General features: G+C 45.5%; 13 protein-coding genes. 3 read left to right on the top strand and 10 right to left on the bottom strand.

Going from position 1 to position 18,275, the window contains the following annotated elements; all coding sequences use genetic code 11:
- Positions 1-206: 206 nt before the first annotated feature.
- On the bottom strand, positions 207-1,178 hold the full coding sequence (locus A8C56_RS21650) for a 2-hydroxyacid dehydrogenase (protein WP_067760619.1): 972 nt from the start codon (positions 1,176-1,178) through the stop codon (positions 207-209).
- 287 nt (positions 1,179-1,465) lie between these two features.
- Here A8C56_RS21650 and A8C56_RS21645 point away from each other — a divergent pair, with 287 nt between their 5' ends.
- The 3 genes from A8C56_RS21645 (at position 1,466) to A8C56_RS21635 (ending at position 6,681) form a co-directional block, all read left to right on the top strand.
- Positions 1,466-1,813: a PadR family transcriptional regulator gene (locus A8C56_RS21645; protein ID WP_067760617.1), complete on the top strand. Its 348-nt coding sequence runs from the start codon at positions 1,466-1,468 to the stop codon at positions 1,811-1,813.
- A complete protein-coding gene (locus tag A8C56_RS21640) occupies positions 1,810-3,984 on the top strand; it encodes a PspC domain-containing protein (protein ID WP_067760615.1) in 2,175 nt (724 codons plus the stop codon). Before A8C56_RS21645 ends, A8C56_RS21640 begins: the two co-directional genes overlap by 4 nt.
- A 351-nt stretch (positions 3,985-4,335) precedes the next feature.
- The gene (locus tag A8C56_RS21635; protein ID WP_169818821.1) at positions 4,336-6,681 is read left to right on the top strand and encodes an outer membrane beta-barrel protein; all 2,346 of its coding nucleotides are present in this window, start codon (positions 4,336-4,338) and stop codon (positions 6,679-6,681) included.
- A 302-nt stretch (positions 6,682-6,983) separates the two neighbouring features.
- On the opposite strand, the gene lysS is transcribed toward A8C56_RS21635, so the two are convergent.
- The 9 genes from lysS to A8C56_RS21585 all read right to left on the bottom strand — a co-directional run bounded on the left by lysS (position 6,984) and on the right by A8C56_RS21585 (position 18,173).
- Positions 6,984-8,507 carry a lysine--tRNA ligase gene (gene lysS, locus A8C56_RS21630; protein WP_067760612.1) on the bottom strand — a complete coding sequence of 508 codons (1,524 nt, stop codon included), beginning with the start codon at positions 8,505-8,507 and terminating at the stop codon, positions 6,984-6,986.
- A gap of 153 nt (positions 8,508-8,660) precedes the next feature.
- Positions 8,661-9,374: a hypothetical protein gene (locus A8C56_RS21625; protein WP_067760611.1), complete on the bottom strand. Its 714-nt coding sequence runs from the start codon at positions 9,372-9,374 to the stop codon at positions 8,661-8,663.
- Between the two features lie 34 nt (positions 9,375-9,408).
- Positions 9,409-9,891, bottom strand: a complete 483-nt coding sequence (locus tag A8C56_RS21620) for a hypothetical protein (RefSeq protein WP_067760610.1) — start codon at positions 9,889-9,891, stop codon at positions 9,409-9,411.
- 458 nt (positions 9,892-10,349) lie between these two features.
- Complete coding sequence (locus tag A8C56_RS21615) at positions 10,350-11,675, bottom strand: Gfo/Idh/MocA family protein (RefSeq protein ID WP_067760608.1); 1,326 nt, start codon at positions 11,673-11,675, stop codon at positions 10,350-10,352.
- Between the two features lie 617 nt (positions 11,676-12,292).
- On the bottom strand, positions 12,293-13,000 hold the full coding sequence (locus tag A8C56_RS21610) for an MIP/aquaporin family protein (RefSeq protein WP_067760607.1): 708 nt from the start codon (positions 12,998-13,000) through the stop codon (positions 12,293-12,295).
- Positions 13,001-13,058: 58 nt separating this feature from the next.
- A complete protein-coding gene (locus tag A8C56_RS21605) occupies positions 13,059-13,412 on the bottom strand; it encodes a hypothetical protein (RefSeq protein WP_067760605.1) in 354 nt (117 codons plus the stop codon).
- 240 nt (positions 13,413-13,652) lie between these two features.
- Positions 13,653-15,149: a glycerol kinase GlpK gene (glpK, locus tag A8C56_RS21600; protein WP_067760603.1), complete on the bottom strand. Its 1,497-nt coding sequence runs from the start codon at positions 15,147-15,149 to the stop codon at positions 13,653-13,655.
- 308 nt (positions 15,150-15,457) lie between these two features.
- Positions 15,458-16,369 carry a glycerophosphodiester phosphodiesterase family protein gene (locus A8C56_RS21590; RefSeq protein WP_245645635.1) on the bottom strand — a complete coding sequence of 304 codons (912 nt, stop codon included), beginning with the start codon at positions 16,367-16,369 and terminating at the stop codon, positions 15,458-15,460.
- A 169-nt stretch (positions 16,370-16,538) separates the two neighbouring features.
- Complete coding sequence (locus A8C56_RS21585) at positions 16,539-18,173, bottom strand: DUF5689 domain-containing protein (protein ID WP_067762415.1); 1,635 nt, start codon at positions 18,171-18,173, stop codon at positions 16,539-16,541.
- Positions 18,174-18,275: the final 102 nt, after the last annotated feature.

The raw sequence follows: 18,275 nt of genomic DNA, 5'->3' as shown, positions 1-18,275 counted from the left end.
CATCCGAACGTTTGGAGGAGGGGATGACAATTATTCTTACGGGTTACCCTGAAGATGTCATCCCGGGCTTGTCCCGGGATCTATTCCTGTTTCAGGGTCTGTTGGGCGATCATATACATAGATGCTGAAATAATCCCGGTCCCGAAAGATTCAGCTTTTTTATTGGGACTATCGGGACAGGGTTGCATCCTGTTATTATTGTCCTTCTACCGCTGATACACTTCCGGGTTTACAATAGTAGGCAACCGATCCCCATTTAAACCGGCGATCACATTTTTTGCGGCAAGTACGGCCATTTGGTCCCGCGTTTCTGCAGTAGCAGAGCCAATGTGCGGCAGCACACAAACGGAAGGCATTTTTAACAGCGGGTTATCCGGTGCCATCGGCTCCGGGTTGGTTACATCCAGCCCTGCGCCCCAGATGATTTTATGGTCCAGCGCTTCCTTCAGGTCTGCTTCATTATGCAGACCGCCCCTTGCCGTATTTATAAAAACAGCATTAGGTTTCATTTTGCTGAAGGCTGTCTTATTAAAAATATTTTTTGTTTCCGGTGAAAGGTTGGCATGCACAGAAAGCACATCGCTCCGGGTCAGCAGCTCATCAAAGGAAACATATTGAGCGCCCAGCTCTTTTTCTGCCTCCTCCTGCGGCCTGCGGTTGTGGTAAATGACCTTCATATCAAAGGCCGCCCTGCATTTCTTTGCCATTTCCAGTCCTATTTTCCCCAAACCGAAAACACCCAGGGTTTTTCCATAAAGTTCTATCCCCAGGTCTGCTATGGGCTCAAATTCTTTCCATTTACTGTCTAAAATTTTCCGGTAATTATAAAAAGCCTTGCGGGCAACCGCCAGCATTAATAAAAAAGCAATATCAGAAGTGGCCCGGCTGAGCACTCCGGGTGTATTGCCCACGGGAATGCCCAGGCGCGTTGCGGCATCAATATCCACATTGTCATAGCCTACCGAAAAAAGTGAAAGCACTTTTAAATGCCTGCAACCCTCTAAAAAATGCGCATCCGCCTTTACAAAACCCGCGCTTAATAAGGCGTCATATCCCTGCACTTCCCTGATTAGCGCCTCCTGGTTTAATGACTGATCCGCCACAGTTACAGCTATGCCAGCCTCTTTTAACAGCTTTATTCCGATTTCCGGGATCTGTTTGGTAACAAATACGTTCATGCTTTGTCGTTTTTGAAAGGTGAAGTAGGGTCGATAGTCCATGGTCCATCGCTGATGGTCAACCATGAGCCATGAACCAAACCTGTCCGGCGCTGCACCGATGCACCAGTGAGTGACACAAGGATGCTGATAGCAGCACTGCCGCCGGCCCAATAAAAATCAGCAACGAAACTACCGCTATTCGCCGACATTTTATTTTTCTTTACCGATAAAAAGCACCAAACAAGGTACTATGTATTGCCAAATACTATATCCATTGAATATCTTTGGGAAACAATCCATGAGCAATGAATATTGAGAATACACAGAGCCAGATGCGAAAAGGGATCCTTGAGTTTTGTATTTTATCGATTATAAAAAGAGGAGAAGTGTACCCCAGTGACATTATTGAAGAAATGCGGAGCGCCGGGCTCCAGATCCTGGAAGGCACGCTTTACCCTTTGCTCACCCGGCTAAAAAACGCAGAAATGCTCACCTACCGCTGGGAAGAAAGCAGCAGCGGGCCGCCCAGGAAATATTTTTCCCTTACTCAGAAAGGGGAAGGCTTTTACAGGGAGCTGGAACAAACCTGGAACGAACTTTCAAACGCAGTAAATACCTTAAGCAATAAAACCACTACAAAACAGAAACAATGAAACAGATCATCAATATACAATTAGGAGGCCGCAGCATTACCATTGAAGATACGGCCGCAGCTAAAGTACAACAGTACTTAGACAGCCTGCGCGCCCATTTTGCAAAGGAGCCGGGAAAGGATGAGATCCTGTCTGATATTGAAAGCCGGTTTTCCGAGCTGATGTCTGACAAGCTGCGCAAGGGCGCCCCGCATATAACCGAAGCTGATGTGGAGGAGATGATCGCCACCATGGGCCGCCCTGAAGACCTGGAAGAAGGCGCTGCCACAGCAGAAAACCAGCAGCAGTACCCCGGAGATGATTATGCAAACACCTCTTATGGCAGCCGCAAGCTGTACAGGGATGAGAACAATAAGAAGCTGGGAGGGGTGTGCAGCGGTATTGCGCACTGGCTGAATATAGACCCCTCCATTGTACGGGTGCTGTTTGCCATTATTGCTTTGGGAGGCTTTGGCACGGGGGTATTTATTTATATATTACTGTGGATCTTCCTTCCTTCCCGGAACATGGAAGGCTACAAAGGAAAACGGTTATTCCGTAACCCTGATGAAAAACAGATCGGGGGAGTGTGCAGCGGTATTGCTGCCTATTTTGGCAAGGAGCCCCGCATGATCCGCCTGATCTTTGCCGCACCGATCCTCCTAAGCATCCTGAACGGGATCTTAAAACAGGACGGAGACTGGTTTTTCCCGAACGTGATGTTCGGCTCATTAACCGGAACCTTTATTACCATTTATATTGTCCTTTGGATAGTGCTGCCGGAGGCCATCAGCCCTTATGAAAAAATGGAAATGCATGGCCAGCCGGTAGACCTGAACAGCATCCGGAACAATGTTCAGAACTCTATGCATGATGTAAAAGACCGGGTAAAGGACTGGAGTAAAGAAGTGGCAGACACTGCCACACGCCTGGGGCAAACAGGAAAGGTTTACGGGCGCAACTTTGGACGTGAGTTCGGAAGTGCCGCTGGCAGGGGGGCGCGGGGCCTGGGGTATGGTATTGCAATGGTCATAAAGATCATCTTCATGATCATTTTCGGCACCATTATTATTTCCCTGTTCGTAGCCCTGATGGCTTTATTGTTCAGCGGGTATGCTTTTGCCCCCTTTAATAATTTCTTATGGACCAGCGATAACCAGCAGTTCCTGGCCTGGGCCACACTGTTGCTTTTTGTTGGCGCTCCCATTGTAGGGGGCGTGGTATGGCTGGTAAGAACCATCTTAAACGTAACCACACCGGGCAAATACCTGAACTACCTGTTTGGCGGATTGTGGGCTTTTGGCTGGGTATTCCTGATGGTATTTGTAACAAGCATTTCAAAAGATTTTAAAAGAACACAAGCGGCGGAAACCCCGGTGGCTATTACCCAGCCCCAAAACGGCAAGATGATCCTGACCGTTTCCGAACCGGAGCTGGAATATGTTGGAGATTTCAGCTGGCTGCAAAGCCGGAGCGACCGTATTGACGGGTTTAGCTTAACGAAAGATACTTTAAAGATCTCTGATGTGGCATTGCAGTTTGAGAAAAGTGATGATTCGCTTTATCATGTTTCCATTACCAAAAGAAGCTTTGGCAGCACTGACGCAGATGCTGCGGCAAGAATGAATAAGATCCGGTATACCGTTTCATCAAAAGACAGCGTACTGGATCTGCCCAGCGGGTACGCTATTGACAAAAGCGCCAAGTACCGTTTTCAACATATAACGGTAACCGTTTATGTTCCGGCAGGAAAAAAAATACAACTGGATGAAAGTGTGCAGGAAAAATTAAACCCGCTGGATATTGATTTTGACACAAACGGGAAAGGCATCCGCCGTATACGCGGGCAACGGAGCCACAACTACTACGAGGCGGATATAGAATATACCATGAACAGCAACGGAGACCTGGAAAGCGCCGCAGGAACGGTAGTAAATGAAAGTAGTACCAACCAGGGCGACAGCACTTACAGGTGGGGGGGCAGTAATAAAACAGCCGACACTACGGGTAGCAGCAATAATAGTTACCGATATAACAGCACAAAAGATACCGCAACAGCCGCGCCCGGCGTTATTTACCACTACAACAATGAACCAACAAAATCAGCATCCCCGTCAAAAGAAGCTATCAGAAAGCAGATCGAACAAAAACAAAGAGAACTGGAGGAGCTGAAGAAAAAAGCTGAGCAGTAACAATACGGCCTGCACAACAGCACTTATTTATTGCACTATTCCTTTTACAGGGTTCTGTAAAAATACAGCAAACCCTGTAAAAGGTGCTTATTGCCCAAAATTGTGGCGCAACACATCGCAGGCAGGTATACAAAAATATCTTTTAAAAAAAATTTCATCCCTTAAAATAATGAGGCTACATCACAATACTTTTTGTTCATCACTTTTTACACAGTATAGCCATAATACGGCAATACGTTTACATGCAATTTTTTTATCATGAGCCTTAAAAATCTGCTGCAAACTGCTTTTATTTTTTATATCCAAGGGCACTGTATAGCACCTCTTTTTGCCCAAACAAAAGACTCGGTTTTGATCAAAGGACAGATCGCTGATTCATTACAACAACCGGTTGCCTGGGCTACCATAACACTTGCAAAAGGCGATTCTGTGATCTTTACCACCCCCACTAATGAACACGGAGCCTTTTCATTTGCCATAAAAAGAGGAATGGGCGGGTCATTAACTATTACCAGTGCCGCTTACCTGCCCTTTACAACACCCATTCATTGGGGGCAGGTGGTATCCGGAAAGCTTGATCTCGGCAGGTTAACATTGCAGCAAAGCGGAAAGAATTTGCAAAATGTAACGGTTACAGCTGCAAGGCCGCTGATAAAAAAAGAAACAGACAAGCTGGTATACAATACAGAGGCTGACCCTGAAAGCAAATTCAGGAGTGTTCTGGATATTATGAAAAAAGTACCCTACCTGTCTGTTGACGGGCAGGAAAACCTTACGTTAAAAGGCAACAGCAGCTACCGGATCCTGATCAACGGAAAACCCTCCGGTGCAGTGGATAATGATCCCAAGAATTTTTTAAAGACATTACCGGCATCCACCATCCAAAGTATTGAGGTATACACCATACCCCCGGCAAAGTATGATGCTGAAGGATTGGGCGGGGTTATTAATATCATAACGACAAAAAGAGTTGGGGAAGGATACAAAGGAAGCACTAACATCAGCGAAGGCTTTCCTTCCGGCGGCCCTTCCGGCGGCTTTTCTTTTACAGCCACACATAAAAAGCTGGGCGTTGAATTATATGGCGGTGGCAGTTTTTCCTCAAACCCCCGGGTAGCGAATACTACGAACAGAACAACAAGCGGGGACGAACCTACCCACCTGAACGTTTCCGGAAATCATAAGAGCCGTAACAACGGGCGCTATATAGGCACACAGTTCAGCTATGACCTGGACTCGCTTCAACTATTCACGGTACAACTCAACCTGAATGAATTCAACAGCAAAGACAATCGCAACCGTTCTTCAGTGTTGCAACAGGAAGCAACAACCCTGCAACAGTTTACGATGGCAGGCAAGACAATAGCCGGTAATAACGGGTTTGATGGCGGCCTCAATTACCAGCTGGGTTTCCGGAATGACAAATCCAGGCTGTTAACTGTTTCTTACCGGTATATGCAGTACAAAACCAGCAGCACGGACTATAACGATTTTCTGAAGGCTATCAATTACCCGGTTACCGACTTTAACCAATACAATAACACTTCAACAATGGAACATACCGGCCAGGTAGATTACATCCAGAACATAAAAAAAGTAAAAATGGAAGCGGGAATAAAAACAATTTTCCGGGACAACAAAAGCCAATTTAATACGATGGAATATGATTCTGCCACCGACCGCTTTCTGGATGATCCCGCGCAGCAGGACGCGTTTACCAACCACCAGGCAATCCTTTCTGCTTATAATACCTACTCCTTTTCCTTAAAAAGCTGGGGCTTTAAAGCAGGCGCACGGCTGGAGGAAACCATCAATGACATCGATTTCGCATCTACTCAAACAACCGTCAATAATAATTATTTTAGCCTGGTTCCATCTGTTGTGATCAACAAAAGCTATACTAACGGAACCTATATCAGTCTGGGGTATAACCAACGCCTCAAACGGCCGGGCATCAACCGCCTGAATCCATTTGTAAACTTATCGGACCCCAATTTTATCACTTATGGAAATCCTGACCTTAAACCCTCACTGATCCACAATTTTGACCTGGGCTATGGCAGCAATAAAAAACAATCTATAAACATCGGGCTCAGCTATGCGTTTTCAAACAATCTGGATCTGAAAACCTCCCGTTACGACACAGCCTCAAAAGTTACTTTTACCACTTATGATAATTCCGGGAAAATTGCCGCCCTAATGCTCAATTATAATTTAAATCTGGCCATTACAAAGGCCCTGCGAACTGTTATTAACGGCAATATTGCCAATTTCTGGATCCAAAGTGCTGTTGATCTCCGTATTGTAAAAACACAGCAACTGTTATATACGGCCACCATTTCCAACAAATATACATTTACCAAAGGCTGGATTGTTAATGCTTCAGTGTATCTGTATGGCAAAAACCTGGCCCCGGCGCAGATACAGGGAACTGTAAGCGGATATGCAGCAACCGGTTTTAGTGTGAGCAAAAATTTAATAGAAAACAAATTGTCCCTGTCTGCATATATCAATAACCCGTTTACGAAATTCAGAAACAGCCGTACCGAAATTACATCCTATGATTTTGCTGAAACCACCCTTAACCAGGAATATTTCAGAAAAGCCGGATTCAGCATTAATTACCGGTTTGGAAAATTAAAGCGGGACATAAAGAAAAATAAGCGCGGTATCAGCAATAATGATGTATCCAATTAGGTTGTAATACGGAAATGACATTTTAATCAGACCAAAAAGTTTCCCGCAAAAATGCTACCCTTTTTTATTGCCTGTAATAAATTTCACTATCGTATAATACCTGGGAAGAAGAGGGCGGCTTCCGGGAGGAGCAACAGGCATTTCTCTAAACCGGGGTTTACCGGCTCTTTTGTTTGGCCAGCAAATAAAAAAATCAGGATGGCAACACTTTTTAAAGTCTGAATGGTATAAAAAAGCGCCTGCAACGGCGCTTAAAAAAGACGAAAGGCTATAGGTTTAAAAACCTTACAGGTCTTGTTTGTTTAATCCTGCTTCTCCGGCCGCATTTGTGGGAAGAACAATACATCCTGTATGGAGGGCTGACCGGTCAGTAACATGACCAAACGGTCAATACCAAAGCCAATACCGGAAGCAGGTGGCATACCATACTCCAGCGCACGCAGAAAATCATAGTCGATATACATGGCTTCCTCATCGCCGCGCTCCAGCAACCTGGCCTGCTCTTCAAAGCGGACACGTTGCTCAACAGGATCATTCAGCTCTGAATAAGCGTTGGCAATTTCTTTGCCGTTTACCATTAATTCAAAACGCTCCACCAGCCCTTCTTTTTCGCGGTGCTTTTTGGTCAACGGGCTCATCTCTACCGGGTAGTCAGTAATGAATGTAGGCTGTATATAATGATGCTCACATTTTTCGCTGAAGATCTCGTCAATCAGTTTTCCCTTACCCATGGTTTTATCCGTATGAATGCCCAGTTTGGCGCATACATCGCGCAGGCCTTCTTCTGTTAAACCGCTTACATCAAAACCCGTATGCTCTTTAATGGCATCATAAATGGAAACGCGGGGATAGGGCGCTTTAAAGGAAATGGTCTGATCACCTATTTGTGCATCTGTAGTTCCGTTTACATCCAGGGCGGCTTTTTCCAGTAATTGTTCCGTGGTTTCCATCATCCAGAAATAATCCTTGTAGGCTACGTAAAATTCCAGTACGGTAAATTCCGGGTTATGAGTGCGGTCCATACCTTCATTACGGAAATTACGGCTGAACTCATACACCCAGTCAAAACCGCCCACGATCAGGCGTTTTAAATACAGCTCATTGGCAATACGCAGGTAAAAAGGCACATCCAGCGCGTTATGGTGGGTAACAAAAGGGCGGGCCGCCGCGCCACCGGGAATAGCCTGTAAAACGGGGGTATCTACCTCTAATGCTCCCTGTGCATTTAAAAACTCACGGATGGAATTGATCAGTTTGGTGCGCTTGATAAACGTTTCTTTTACCGACGGGTTGATCACCAGGTCTACATAACGCTGGCGGTATTTGAATTCCGGGTCGGTCACTTCATCAAATACATTCCCTTCCTCATCCCGTTTTACTACTGGAAGCGGCTTCAGCGATTTTGCCAGCAGGGTAAGCGTTTGGGTATGGATGGAGGTTTCCCCGGTTTTGGTGATGAATACATAACCGGTAACGCCGATAAAATCGCCTAAGTCCAGCCCGTGCTTTACCACGTTGTCCCAAAAAGATTTGTCTTCACCAGGGCAAAGCTCATCGCGTTTTATGTATAGCTGGATCAGGCCCTGTTTGTCCTGTATCTTTATAAAAAAGACCTTGCCTTTGTCATTAATGCTCATAACACGCCCGGCAACGGACACATGGGCAAAATCGTCCTTTTTTTCTTCAGTAAAGTTATTTTTTATGTCGGCGGAGTAATGGCTTACCGGGAATAATGCGGCCGGATAAGGGTCAATACCTGCATCTCTTAATTTCTGTAACTTCTCTCTTCTTATTTTTTCCTGTTCGGAAAAGGCTTGTGTGCTCATGAACTGCTTCTTATTTTTATGAGCCGCAAAGATACTATTCTGCTGAAAATGCTGTACATCTGTATAAAGCAGCCGGGACCCCGGTTCAGGTACGGTGACCGCACTGTAAGGGCCGGCAGAAACAGGGCTCTATCAGGATCGGTTTTTAACCCCTTAAACTTTGGGCAGGTCGGTGGGTACTTTCAAATTGGGATACCGGTCGCCAAGTTTGTTTAAAAAATCGCTGCCCACAACAAACTGAGCCACCATATCCTGCACTTTATAGGCAACTGTAGCCGTATTCTGCTCTCCAACATTCATAAAGGCATTATACAGATCAAGAACAATGGGCCTTTCATCCGTGCTCAATGACAGTTTGTAGGCACGTAAAGGATACCTCCCAAACTTCTGATATCTTACTACAGCGCCGGGTTTCTCAACTTCTGTTAATGAAGAATTTAATAAGCGTTGCCGGTCAAAGATCAAATGAGCAGATATGGCTCCTTCTTTATCGGTATCCAGCAGGTGCAGGTTATCCCCGCTTAATACAAGGTACTTGGGGGTATGTACTGTTCTGAACCGGACAGTACCCAGGGTTGCCGCACCTTTCAGCAGGTTTTTGACAACATCTTTAGCTTCGTCTCCGGCTGTATGGGGAGCCCTGGCAACCGTAAAAGCATCGATGGGCCCGGATTTCATCTGGTCTTTAATAAAGGCATAGGCACCGTCGAGATAATTGAGCTGGTAGGTTCTGGCATTGCGCGCTTCACCAAGCAGGTCAAGGTTATTAAAAGTATCCTGCATTTTCCTTGTACGGTTCTTGTAAAGGATAAAAATAACAGCATAAATAATAATAAAACCAGCGATAATGTAGATGTACTGTGGCATAGTGGTTTAGTTTATTGAAGGGATTAATGATGAACTACACATGTTGTGGAGTAACAGGCTTTTTGCATTTTTTGCGGGGGATCAGTCCGTAAATGATCAATGCAGCAAGCAGCAGCAAAATAATTTTGCCGCCATAACGCTTAAAAAAAGAGATGTGTAATAATTTTTTCTCGTTAAGGTTGTTTTGGCTGATGATGCTTTTCAGTGCTTCAGCAGGAAGATCATAATACAGATCTGTTTGCTGATCATAGCCTACCAGCCGGGGTTCTTCTTCAATCCAGAGCGGAAGCGTTTGCCAAAGGCCATAGTTAACGGTTAATGTAGCAAGGTCCAGATAATGGTTCTCCGTCCAGCCGGGTTCCTTTGGGATCAGGTATGCGTCCTTATTTGGCAGATCTGCCGCCAGCGTTACTGCTTCATAGGTGCCGATGCGCACACGGATGCCTCTTGCTGAAGCATGGGATAAAGAAAAAAGCAGCGGGAAAAAAATCAGTATTCTACAGATCGGTTTATTCATCAGCCGGCATTATACACTATAAAGAAACGCCTATTTTTCAGAACGGCCAAGAACATGCTAAAAAATAAAATCCGCCTGCTTATGTATTTTATTACATTAAGCATCCTGTGATTATATTGTCTGTAGTAGTATTGACCGGTAGCTGCCGGATCGGTATTGCCGAAGGATGTTTTTTAAAAATGAATCATGGTTCGTCAAGCCGTTACTAACAAGTGTTGCAGGTTGTTGGAAATGACTCTACATAAAGAACGTCATTCTGACCGGATGGAGCGGAGGCATCTCTCTGGTAATACAGAGATCCACCGGCTTTTCCCGCTATCGCGGGCTGCGCCCGGGATGACGATTGAAGAAATTGTCAGCCCAATAAGCATAAATGCAACGCTTTTATGAGTGCCTCAGCATGACATTAACTTTTAGTCTGGTCAAAATTTCGTTATCGTATAAAGACTTATACAGCCTCAAATCTTTGGCAATTGATACCCGTTATTATAAGCAGCCATCATATATTTTGCATTCAGGCCGCTATCCGTAAATCGTTTATTGATTTTATCCCATACCACTTTTTGTCCGCTGCGGAAAGCAATATTGCCCATCTGGCAAACCGTGGCTATATGCGCGCCTGTTTGTATCGGACAGTTCAGGTCCTCCGGTTTCCGGGAGCGCACTACATGGATAAAGTTTTCGGTATGCCTGTCCAAACCATTATCGGTAGGGCTTTTGCGCACCACGCTTACCTTTTTATCACTCTTCTTTTCTTCGGTCACTTCCCATCCGCCACGGTCTAATTCCAGTGTTCCGTTGTTGCCAATGAATGCGATGCTGTGATCTCTTCCGAAATTGCCATTATCAATGCCCATGGCATGATCCCAGATCAGGTTAAAGTGGTCAAATTCATAAAGAGCTGTAAGGGTATCCGGCGTTTCCTGGTAAAGATCAGGGTAGGCAAAATCGCCGCCTAATGCAGCAACGGTTTCAGGAACGGGCGCGTTCATTCCAAAAATGGCATAATCAATCAGATGCACACCCCAATCGGTCATCAGCCCGCCGGCATAATCCCAGAACCAGCGGAAATTAAAATGAAACCGGCTGCTGTTAAAGGGCCTTGTTTTTGCCGGGCCCAGCCATTGCTTATAATCCACACCTGCGGGAGGAGCGCTGTCCGGCACTTTGGGACCGGGCTTCATCCAGCCCTGGTAGCAGCAAACCTTTACGGTCCTGATATTGCCCAGCTGGCCGGAATGCACAAAATCGATCGCGTCCCGAAAATGCTGCTGGCTGCGCTGCCACTGCCCGGCTTGTACTACTTTGTTGTATTTTTCCTGCGCGGCAACCATGGCCCTGCACTCGGCAATGGAATTGCCTACGGGTTTTTCAACATATACATCTTTGCCGGCCTGCACTGCGTGGATCATAATTAAGGCGTGCCAGTGATCGGGGGTGCCAATGATCACCGCATCGATATCCTTCCTGTCCAGCAAAGCACGGTAATCATTGTACGTTTTTATTTTAGCTGTATCAATATTCATTTTTGAAAGCTCAGCCATGCGTTTGTCCAGCACATTTCTGTCCACATCACAAAGCGCTACCAGGCTTACCCCGGGATTTTTCAGCATAGAAAGCGTATCGCTCCATCCCATCCCGTTAATACCGATGGCGCCGATATTGATCTGATCCGCAGCGCTCTTTTGCATCCTCGAAAAGTTCTTTGTGTTGAAAGATTGTAATGCCAGCCCCCCAAAGGCGGCTAAAGAAGTCTTGGTAATAAATTTTCTTCTTGAATACATGGCAGGCAGGTTTTAAAACGATTTATGGATTAATGCAGCTTCTGAGCCTTTACAAAAATAAAACACATTTCTTATTAAAAATAGCTTTGTGTGTATTACATAAAAACCGTAACCCTGATCAGCAGCTTCAGCAATAATGGACTATCAGCAGCAAACAAAAGGAACACCAGCAAAAATTTGCCGCAGAGCAGGGAGGAAATATTGCGGATGATATTGAGTTTTAGAAAAAGAGGCTATTAGAAAACAATAAGATCCGCTCTTCCTGTTGGAACGTCATTCCGAATGGAGCGGAATGAGCGGAGGCGTCTCCCTGATAATACAGAGATCCCCGGCTTCTCCCGCTATCGAGGGCTGTGCCCCGGGATGACGATTGAAAAAATTGTCAGCCCAATAAGCTTAAAATCAACGTTTTTATGAGTGCCTCCGGGGGACAGTGTTCTTTTAATGTCAAAACAGTATTACCTGGTAAACCTATTGGAAACCGCACATTTATTAACCGCGCACATAAATGGTACGCTTAAGGAGTTTAACAGTGAATAAACGGGCGGAGCTCAATTTGCATAGGGGGGTTATATTAAGCATCCACCTGCTTTGCAGGTTCCTTCACTTCTGTTTTGTTAATTCAATTGCTGATAAATAATAGCAGCCAGCAAAGCCCCTATAACCGGCCCGATAATGGGTACCCAGGCATAGGCCCAATCATTAGAGCCCTTTTTCCCAATGGGCAGGATGGCGTGCATAACCCGGGGCACAAAATCGCGCACGGGGTTAATGGCGTAGCCTGTTGGCCCGCCCAGGCTCAGGCCAATGGCCAGCACAATAAAGGCTACCGGCAGTGCATCCAGCGCACCCAGACTATTAGAAGGCGCAATGATGAACAATACGGCAAAAATGAGCACAAAGGTGCCAATGGCTTCTGTAATTACATTATTAAGCCCGCTGCGGATAGCAGGCGCCGTGCAAAAAGTGGCTCTTTTCAAATCCGTTTCATCCGTTGCCAGATAATGTTGCCGGTACGCCAGCCATACAAACAACTGGCCTAGTGCCGCACCCGCTACCTGGCCGCCAATATATTGCGGTATGGCAGCTGCCGGTATTTTTTTCAACCAGGCCAGGGCAATGGTTACGGCAGGGTTCAGGTGCGCTCCGCTTGCCTTTGAAGCCGCAAATACCCCCACAAAAACGGCCATTCCCCAACCAAAGGTGATCACAATCCATCCACTGTTGTTTCCGTTTGTTTTTTTAAGCAATACATTGGCCACAACGCCATTGCCCAAAAGGATCAACAAAAAAGTGCCTACCAATTCACCGGTAAAAATATTCATATAGTGCTTGTTTATCGTTTTAGATTTTTTGTTTCAGAGTAAAGGGCTAGCCAGGCATTTATTGTTTTTTAAAAACCATTTGACTTCCCCGTTCGTCTAAAATTAACTCCGGATCGTCATATCGCAGGATTTTATCCTGAATCTTTTCATAATAGTTGCCATTAGGATATTTTACCGCTTCGCCCGTTTTAATCAGGTCTTTACCCACCCAATCTGTAGAATCAATATACAAATCATAATGAATATACATTTTCAGACTATCAAATCGCCAAAAACCAGTATCTGCATTTTGGGGTGTAAATATTTTTTTATATGTTCCATCGCTGTTAAAAATAATTGTTGGCCCTCCTGCGTTCACCATCATGTAACCGTTGCTATATGATTTTATTTTCTTGCCTTTGTCATCACGCATCTCTATATATTTCCATATTCCTATAAGACGTTTTGTACTTAGTTTCCTCTTCTGTGAATAGGCACTGGTACATAAATGTATACATGCTAACAGTAAAAAAAAGGTTTTCATATTTTAAGTAAGGAATACTCTTTTTTAATATTCCTATCATTCATGATTTTTCTTTAATTGATTGGTCTCCTGTCTTCGTTTTTAAGATAACGCTGCCCCTATGAAAGCCGGGTTGCTGTTGCCCGGCCCTTAATCTTCCTCTGCCCATGCCTGTGCAGCTTTTACCGCACGCTTCCAACCCTTTTGCAATCCGGCACGCACCTCTTCCTTCATATAGGGTTCAAAAGTCTGGTCCACCTGCCAGTACTGTTTTACCTCGTTAATGTCTTTCCAGAAGCCCACCGCCAGCCCGCTGAGGTAGGCAGCTCCTAAAGCGGTGGTTTCTGTGATCTTCGGTCGGATAACGGTTGTATTTAAAAGGTTGGACTGGAACTGCATTAAGTAATTATTTACGGTAGCGCCGCCGTCTACCCGCACTTCCGTAATGGTTAACCCGGCATCTGCCTCCATCGCTTTTAATACATCCATGGTCTGGTAGGCGATGCTTTCCACTGCAGCCCGTGCAATATGGCCATCAGAGCTTCCTCTTGTAAGCCCGGTGATAATGCCCCGTGCGTGCTGGTTCCAGTATGGAGCTCCCAACCCCGTAAACGCGGGTACCATGTAAACGCCGCCATTGTCTGTTTCGGTTTGGGTCAGGGCTTCAATATCGCCGGATCTCTGGATCAGCTTTAAGCCATCGCGCAGCCACTGTACTACGGCACCGGCAATAAACACACTGCCTTCCAATGCATAGTTCACTTCCCCGTTTATTTTCCAGGCAATGGTAGTGAGCAAATTATTTTTTGAGGGCACAGGGCTTGTACCTGTATTCATCAGCATAAAACACCCTGTTCCGTAAGTGTTTTTTACCATACCGGATTGGGTGCACATTTGCCCGAACAAAGCAGATTGCTGATCACCCGCTATGCCACTTACAGGAATTTTAGCGCTGGTAAGCACCTGGTTGGTATGACCGTACACTTCGCTGCTGGAGCGCACTTCCGGCATCATGCTTATGGGTATACCAAAGAGATCGAGTAATTCCTGGTCCCATTCCAGTGTATGAATATTGTACGCCATGGTACGGGAAGCATTGCTTGCATCGGTGGCATGCACTGCCCCGTTGGTCAGCTTCCAAAGCAGCCAGGAATCTATTGTTCCAAAACAAAGCTCGCCTTTTTCCGAACGGGCTTTTGCCCCGTCTACGTTTTCAAGGATCCAGCGGATCTTTGTTGCGGAAAAATAGGCATCTGTTACCAGCCCTGTTTTTTCTTTTATCTTCTCTGAGTGGCCTTCCCGCTTCAATGAATCGCAGTAATCTGAGGTACGGCGGTCCTGCCATACAATAGCATTATATATGGGCTGTGATGTGTTGCGATCCCACACCACCGTGGTTTCCCGCTGGTTGGTAATACCAATGGACGCAAGATCGGCCGTGTTCAGGCCCGCTTTTACAACGGCTTCTGCGGCCACGCCCAGTTGGGTCGACCATATTTCATTGGCGTCATGCTCTACCCAGCCTGGCCTGGGAAAGATCTGTGTAAATTCTTTTTGTGCTGTAGCAACAATGTTTCCCGCTTTGTCAAACACAATAGCGCGGGAACTGGTAGTTCCCTGGTCAAGGGATAAAACATATTTTGGCATGCAAAAAATTTTTTCCTTTCAAAACCTCTTACAGCGGTTTTCTGAAAGGTCGTTAATAATTATAATACCGGTCTTGCGTTACCTGCCTACCGCAGGGCGAACGCATAAATCTGCCATTCTGATAACTCTTGCAACACCCATCAACAGCATTAGCAGCAATTACTTCAAAATGATACGCGAACAGGCGCCAAAAGCGCATTATTGGTGTTATTTTGAAAGAAAATTTCATTTTTATTCGTGTATTAGCGGCATTTAATATTCTACTCCCGGCCAGATATAGTATCTGCCCCTGTGTCGAAAATAAAAAATTATTTTAACTGGGAAAACAAATCTGGATAATCGGTAATGATCCCGTCTACACCCATATCCGCCAGGCGCTTTATCGTGGTAAAATCATCCGGTGTCCACGGCACTATTTTCATATTCCGCCGGTGGCAGTCTTTAACCAGCTCCGGTGTTACCAGCGCATAATGCGGGCTATAATATTCCGGCGTATAACCCAGGCTTTTCAGCTGCTCATCCAGGCTCCGCTTTTCCTTATCTCCAATTAAAAGAGAGGTTTGCACCTGCGGGTATTTCTGATGCATTATTTTTAATGCCCGCTCATCAAAGCACTGAATGATCAGACGCTTACCCATATGAAAGGGTAAAATCGTTTGCATGGCCAGATCAGTGAACGTTTCTACCGGCGGACAGGAAACACCTTCTCCTTTAGGGTTCGATTTGATTTCGATATTGTATTGAACAGCTACGCCTTTCTTTTTTGCATAAGCCTCTGTTGCTGTGAGCAGGTCTTTTAACAATGGTTTTACTACAGCTATCTTTTCCTGTTTGGGAAAGTCGGCATAGAACTTTTTACCTACATCATATTTTTTTATGGAATCATAGGGCATGGTGTACAGGAGCCGCTTCTTTGCCTCCGCTTTTGTAAGCGTATCACCTTCCGGAGTTGTGGTAAAGCCTGCATTGAAATTGGCATCATGCGACACTACAATCTGTCCGTCTTTGGTTACCTGCATATCCATTTCAAGCGTGGTTACACCCATATCAATAGCATGCAGCATTGCCGGTATAGTATTCTCCGGCATCAGCCCCCTGCCGCCACGGTGGGCCTCCATATCCAGTTTTTTGTACTTTTCAGGAAGCCGGATTTTTCCCTGTGCCCGGGTTACCATTGCTGAAACGATCAGCAAGGCAGCCCCAATTGTCTTTAATTGCATCTTATAAATATTTTTCATCCTTTACATATCAAAACCAGAGGCCTCGATCAGGCCCCAGCCGCCGTTTTCTGCAATAGCATCAGTGAAACTATAGTTACCGAAGATTTTTCCTTTTTCATTTTTTCAGGTTTAAAGATGAATTACACAATTAATAAACCTCGCGTAGTCACTACTCCTCAATCTTTGTAACAGATGCGTCATTAGGGCCGCCACGGCCACTTTCTATATCTGCAATGGTAGCAGCAGTATGTCCATCTTCCGTTTTCTGAAATAGTTCTACCACCACCTGCTTCCTTGCAGTGGTCCACCGGCCCAGGGTAATATTATATACCCCCCCCATCATATTGAACAAGCCGGCATCTGTGGAGGCAGTAGGGTGCGCCTCATTTACAGCATACGGCATATTGGTCGTATTACCGGTAGAACGATAATACAAATAAGGCACTACAACAGGCTTATAAGTAGCAGGATCTATAGCAACCGAATACATGGAATACCAGTCGTTATTACAGATCCGGTAGCCCAATACAGGCGTTCTGCCCGGGTCATAAATGGTACCGCCTGCAGCTACAAACAATACATCTTCCGGTACAGATGTTTCAGTAACGATCGTATCTTTAAACAGGGCTACCCCGCAGGCGTTCCCGCTGTTGGCCCAGGGGCCGGAAGTACCAAACACACTTGCATGGACAAGCCCCCCATCGCCGGGGTTTGTAGTACCATCTTTGGTATTGTATGTTTTTTGATACCAGTTGGTTTCAGCAGGGAAAGAAACGGTACCTGCATTGCCGTTGATTTTTCTGTTCTGGAAGCCAAAGTAAAAGAATTCTCCTTTGAGTGCTTTGCCTGATGTAATATTCCATTTAATGGTACGCATTCCGCCGGTAGCCCATCCGGCATCAAGCTCAGGGGTGGAAGCGCCGGCGTTATTACAAAATACAATGCTGTAGGGCGTTTCGGCAAAATCGATGTCTTTGGTAGCTATCATCTGTACGTATTCATTGCCGCCATCTCCTCCTTTCGGGTCACCCATAAACCCGCTGATAATAAGGTCCTGTGCCGATGATCCCATATCCACTATATCATCTCCATCCCTGGTTCTGAGCTGCACAGAGCCGTCAGTAGTAGTAAAGGGAATTCCCACATAGGCAGCCAGGGCATAAGGTGCATTATCGGCGTAACTTACCCCCGGATCTGTGTATAATGTAAGGTCACCAAAACCATCATTGATCGTTTTAGCGCCCCCGATTCCTTCTCCCGGCCCAAGGGAAGGGTGGAAACTGGATTTATTAATGATGCAAAGCGTGCTTTCATAATTGTCAGGATTAGCCAGCAGCTCTGATACATTTATGGCATTTACAGAAAGGATTCCTTTGCCCATAGTGCTAACTTTAGATTCCGTTACTCCGGTAATGGTTAAGATACCGTTCTTACGGGTTAGCATACTGCCCGCAATATCGATCATTACCGAGTCTCCGGGATGGTATTTGGCGGCGGCGGCACCAAGATCTACAGAAATACCTCTTAAGGTATTGAGGCGGCGGCTATCCTGTACCACCAGCAAGCCCTCAGGAAGGTTCCCTTCTGTATGATCAGATACAACTACCGCAGCCAGTTTGGTTGCACCATACAGGTTCTCTTTGGTAAGGGTTACATCCTGCCCTTTATAAAGAGGGCGCACATCCAAAACAGAAATCACATCATAGGGCACTCCTCCCGGATAATACTTGTATGTATCTTTAGTGCAGCTGTTTATGGCGGCCGCTATGCTTATGATTACAAAAAGATTTGCTATATATTTCATCCGTATATTTTTTGTTGTTTTCAATAGTCGGATGGAATGCCTGATAAACATTCCCTTGTCTGCCAAAATTTTACAGGAGCGTTTCATCTTTATCATTTTTTC

This window comes from Niabella ginsenosidivorans (assembly GCF_001654455.1).
Lineage (GTDB): Bacteria > Bacteroidota > Bacteroidia > Chitinophagales > Chitinophagaceae > Niabella > Niabella ginsenosidivorans.
The sequence above is the reverse complement of the archived record's forward strand: the minus strand, read 5'-3'. Positions and strand labels throughout refer to the sequence as shown.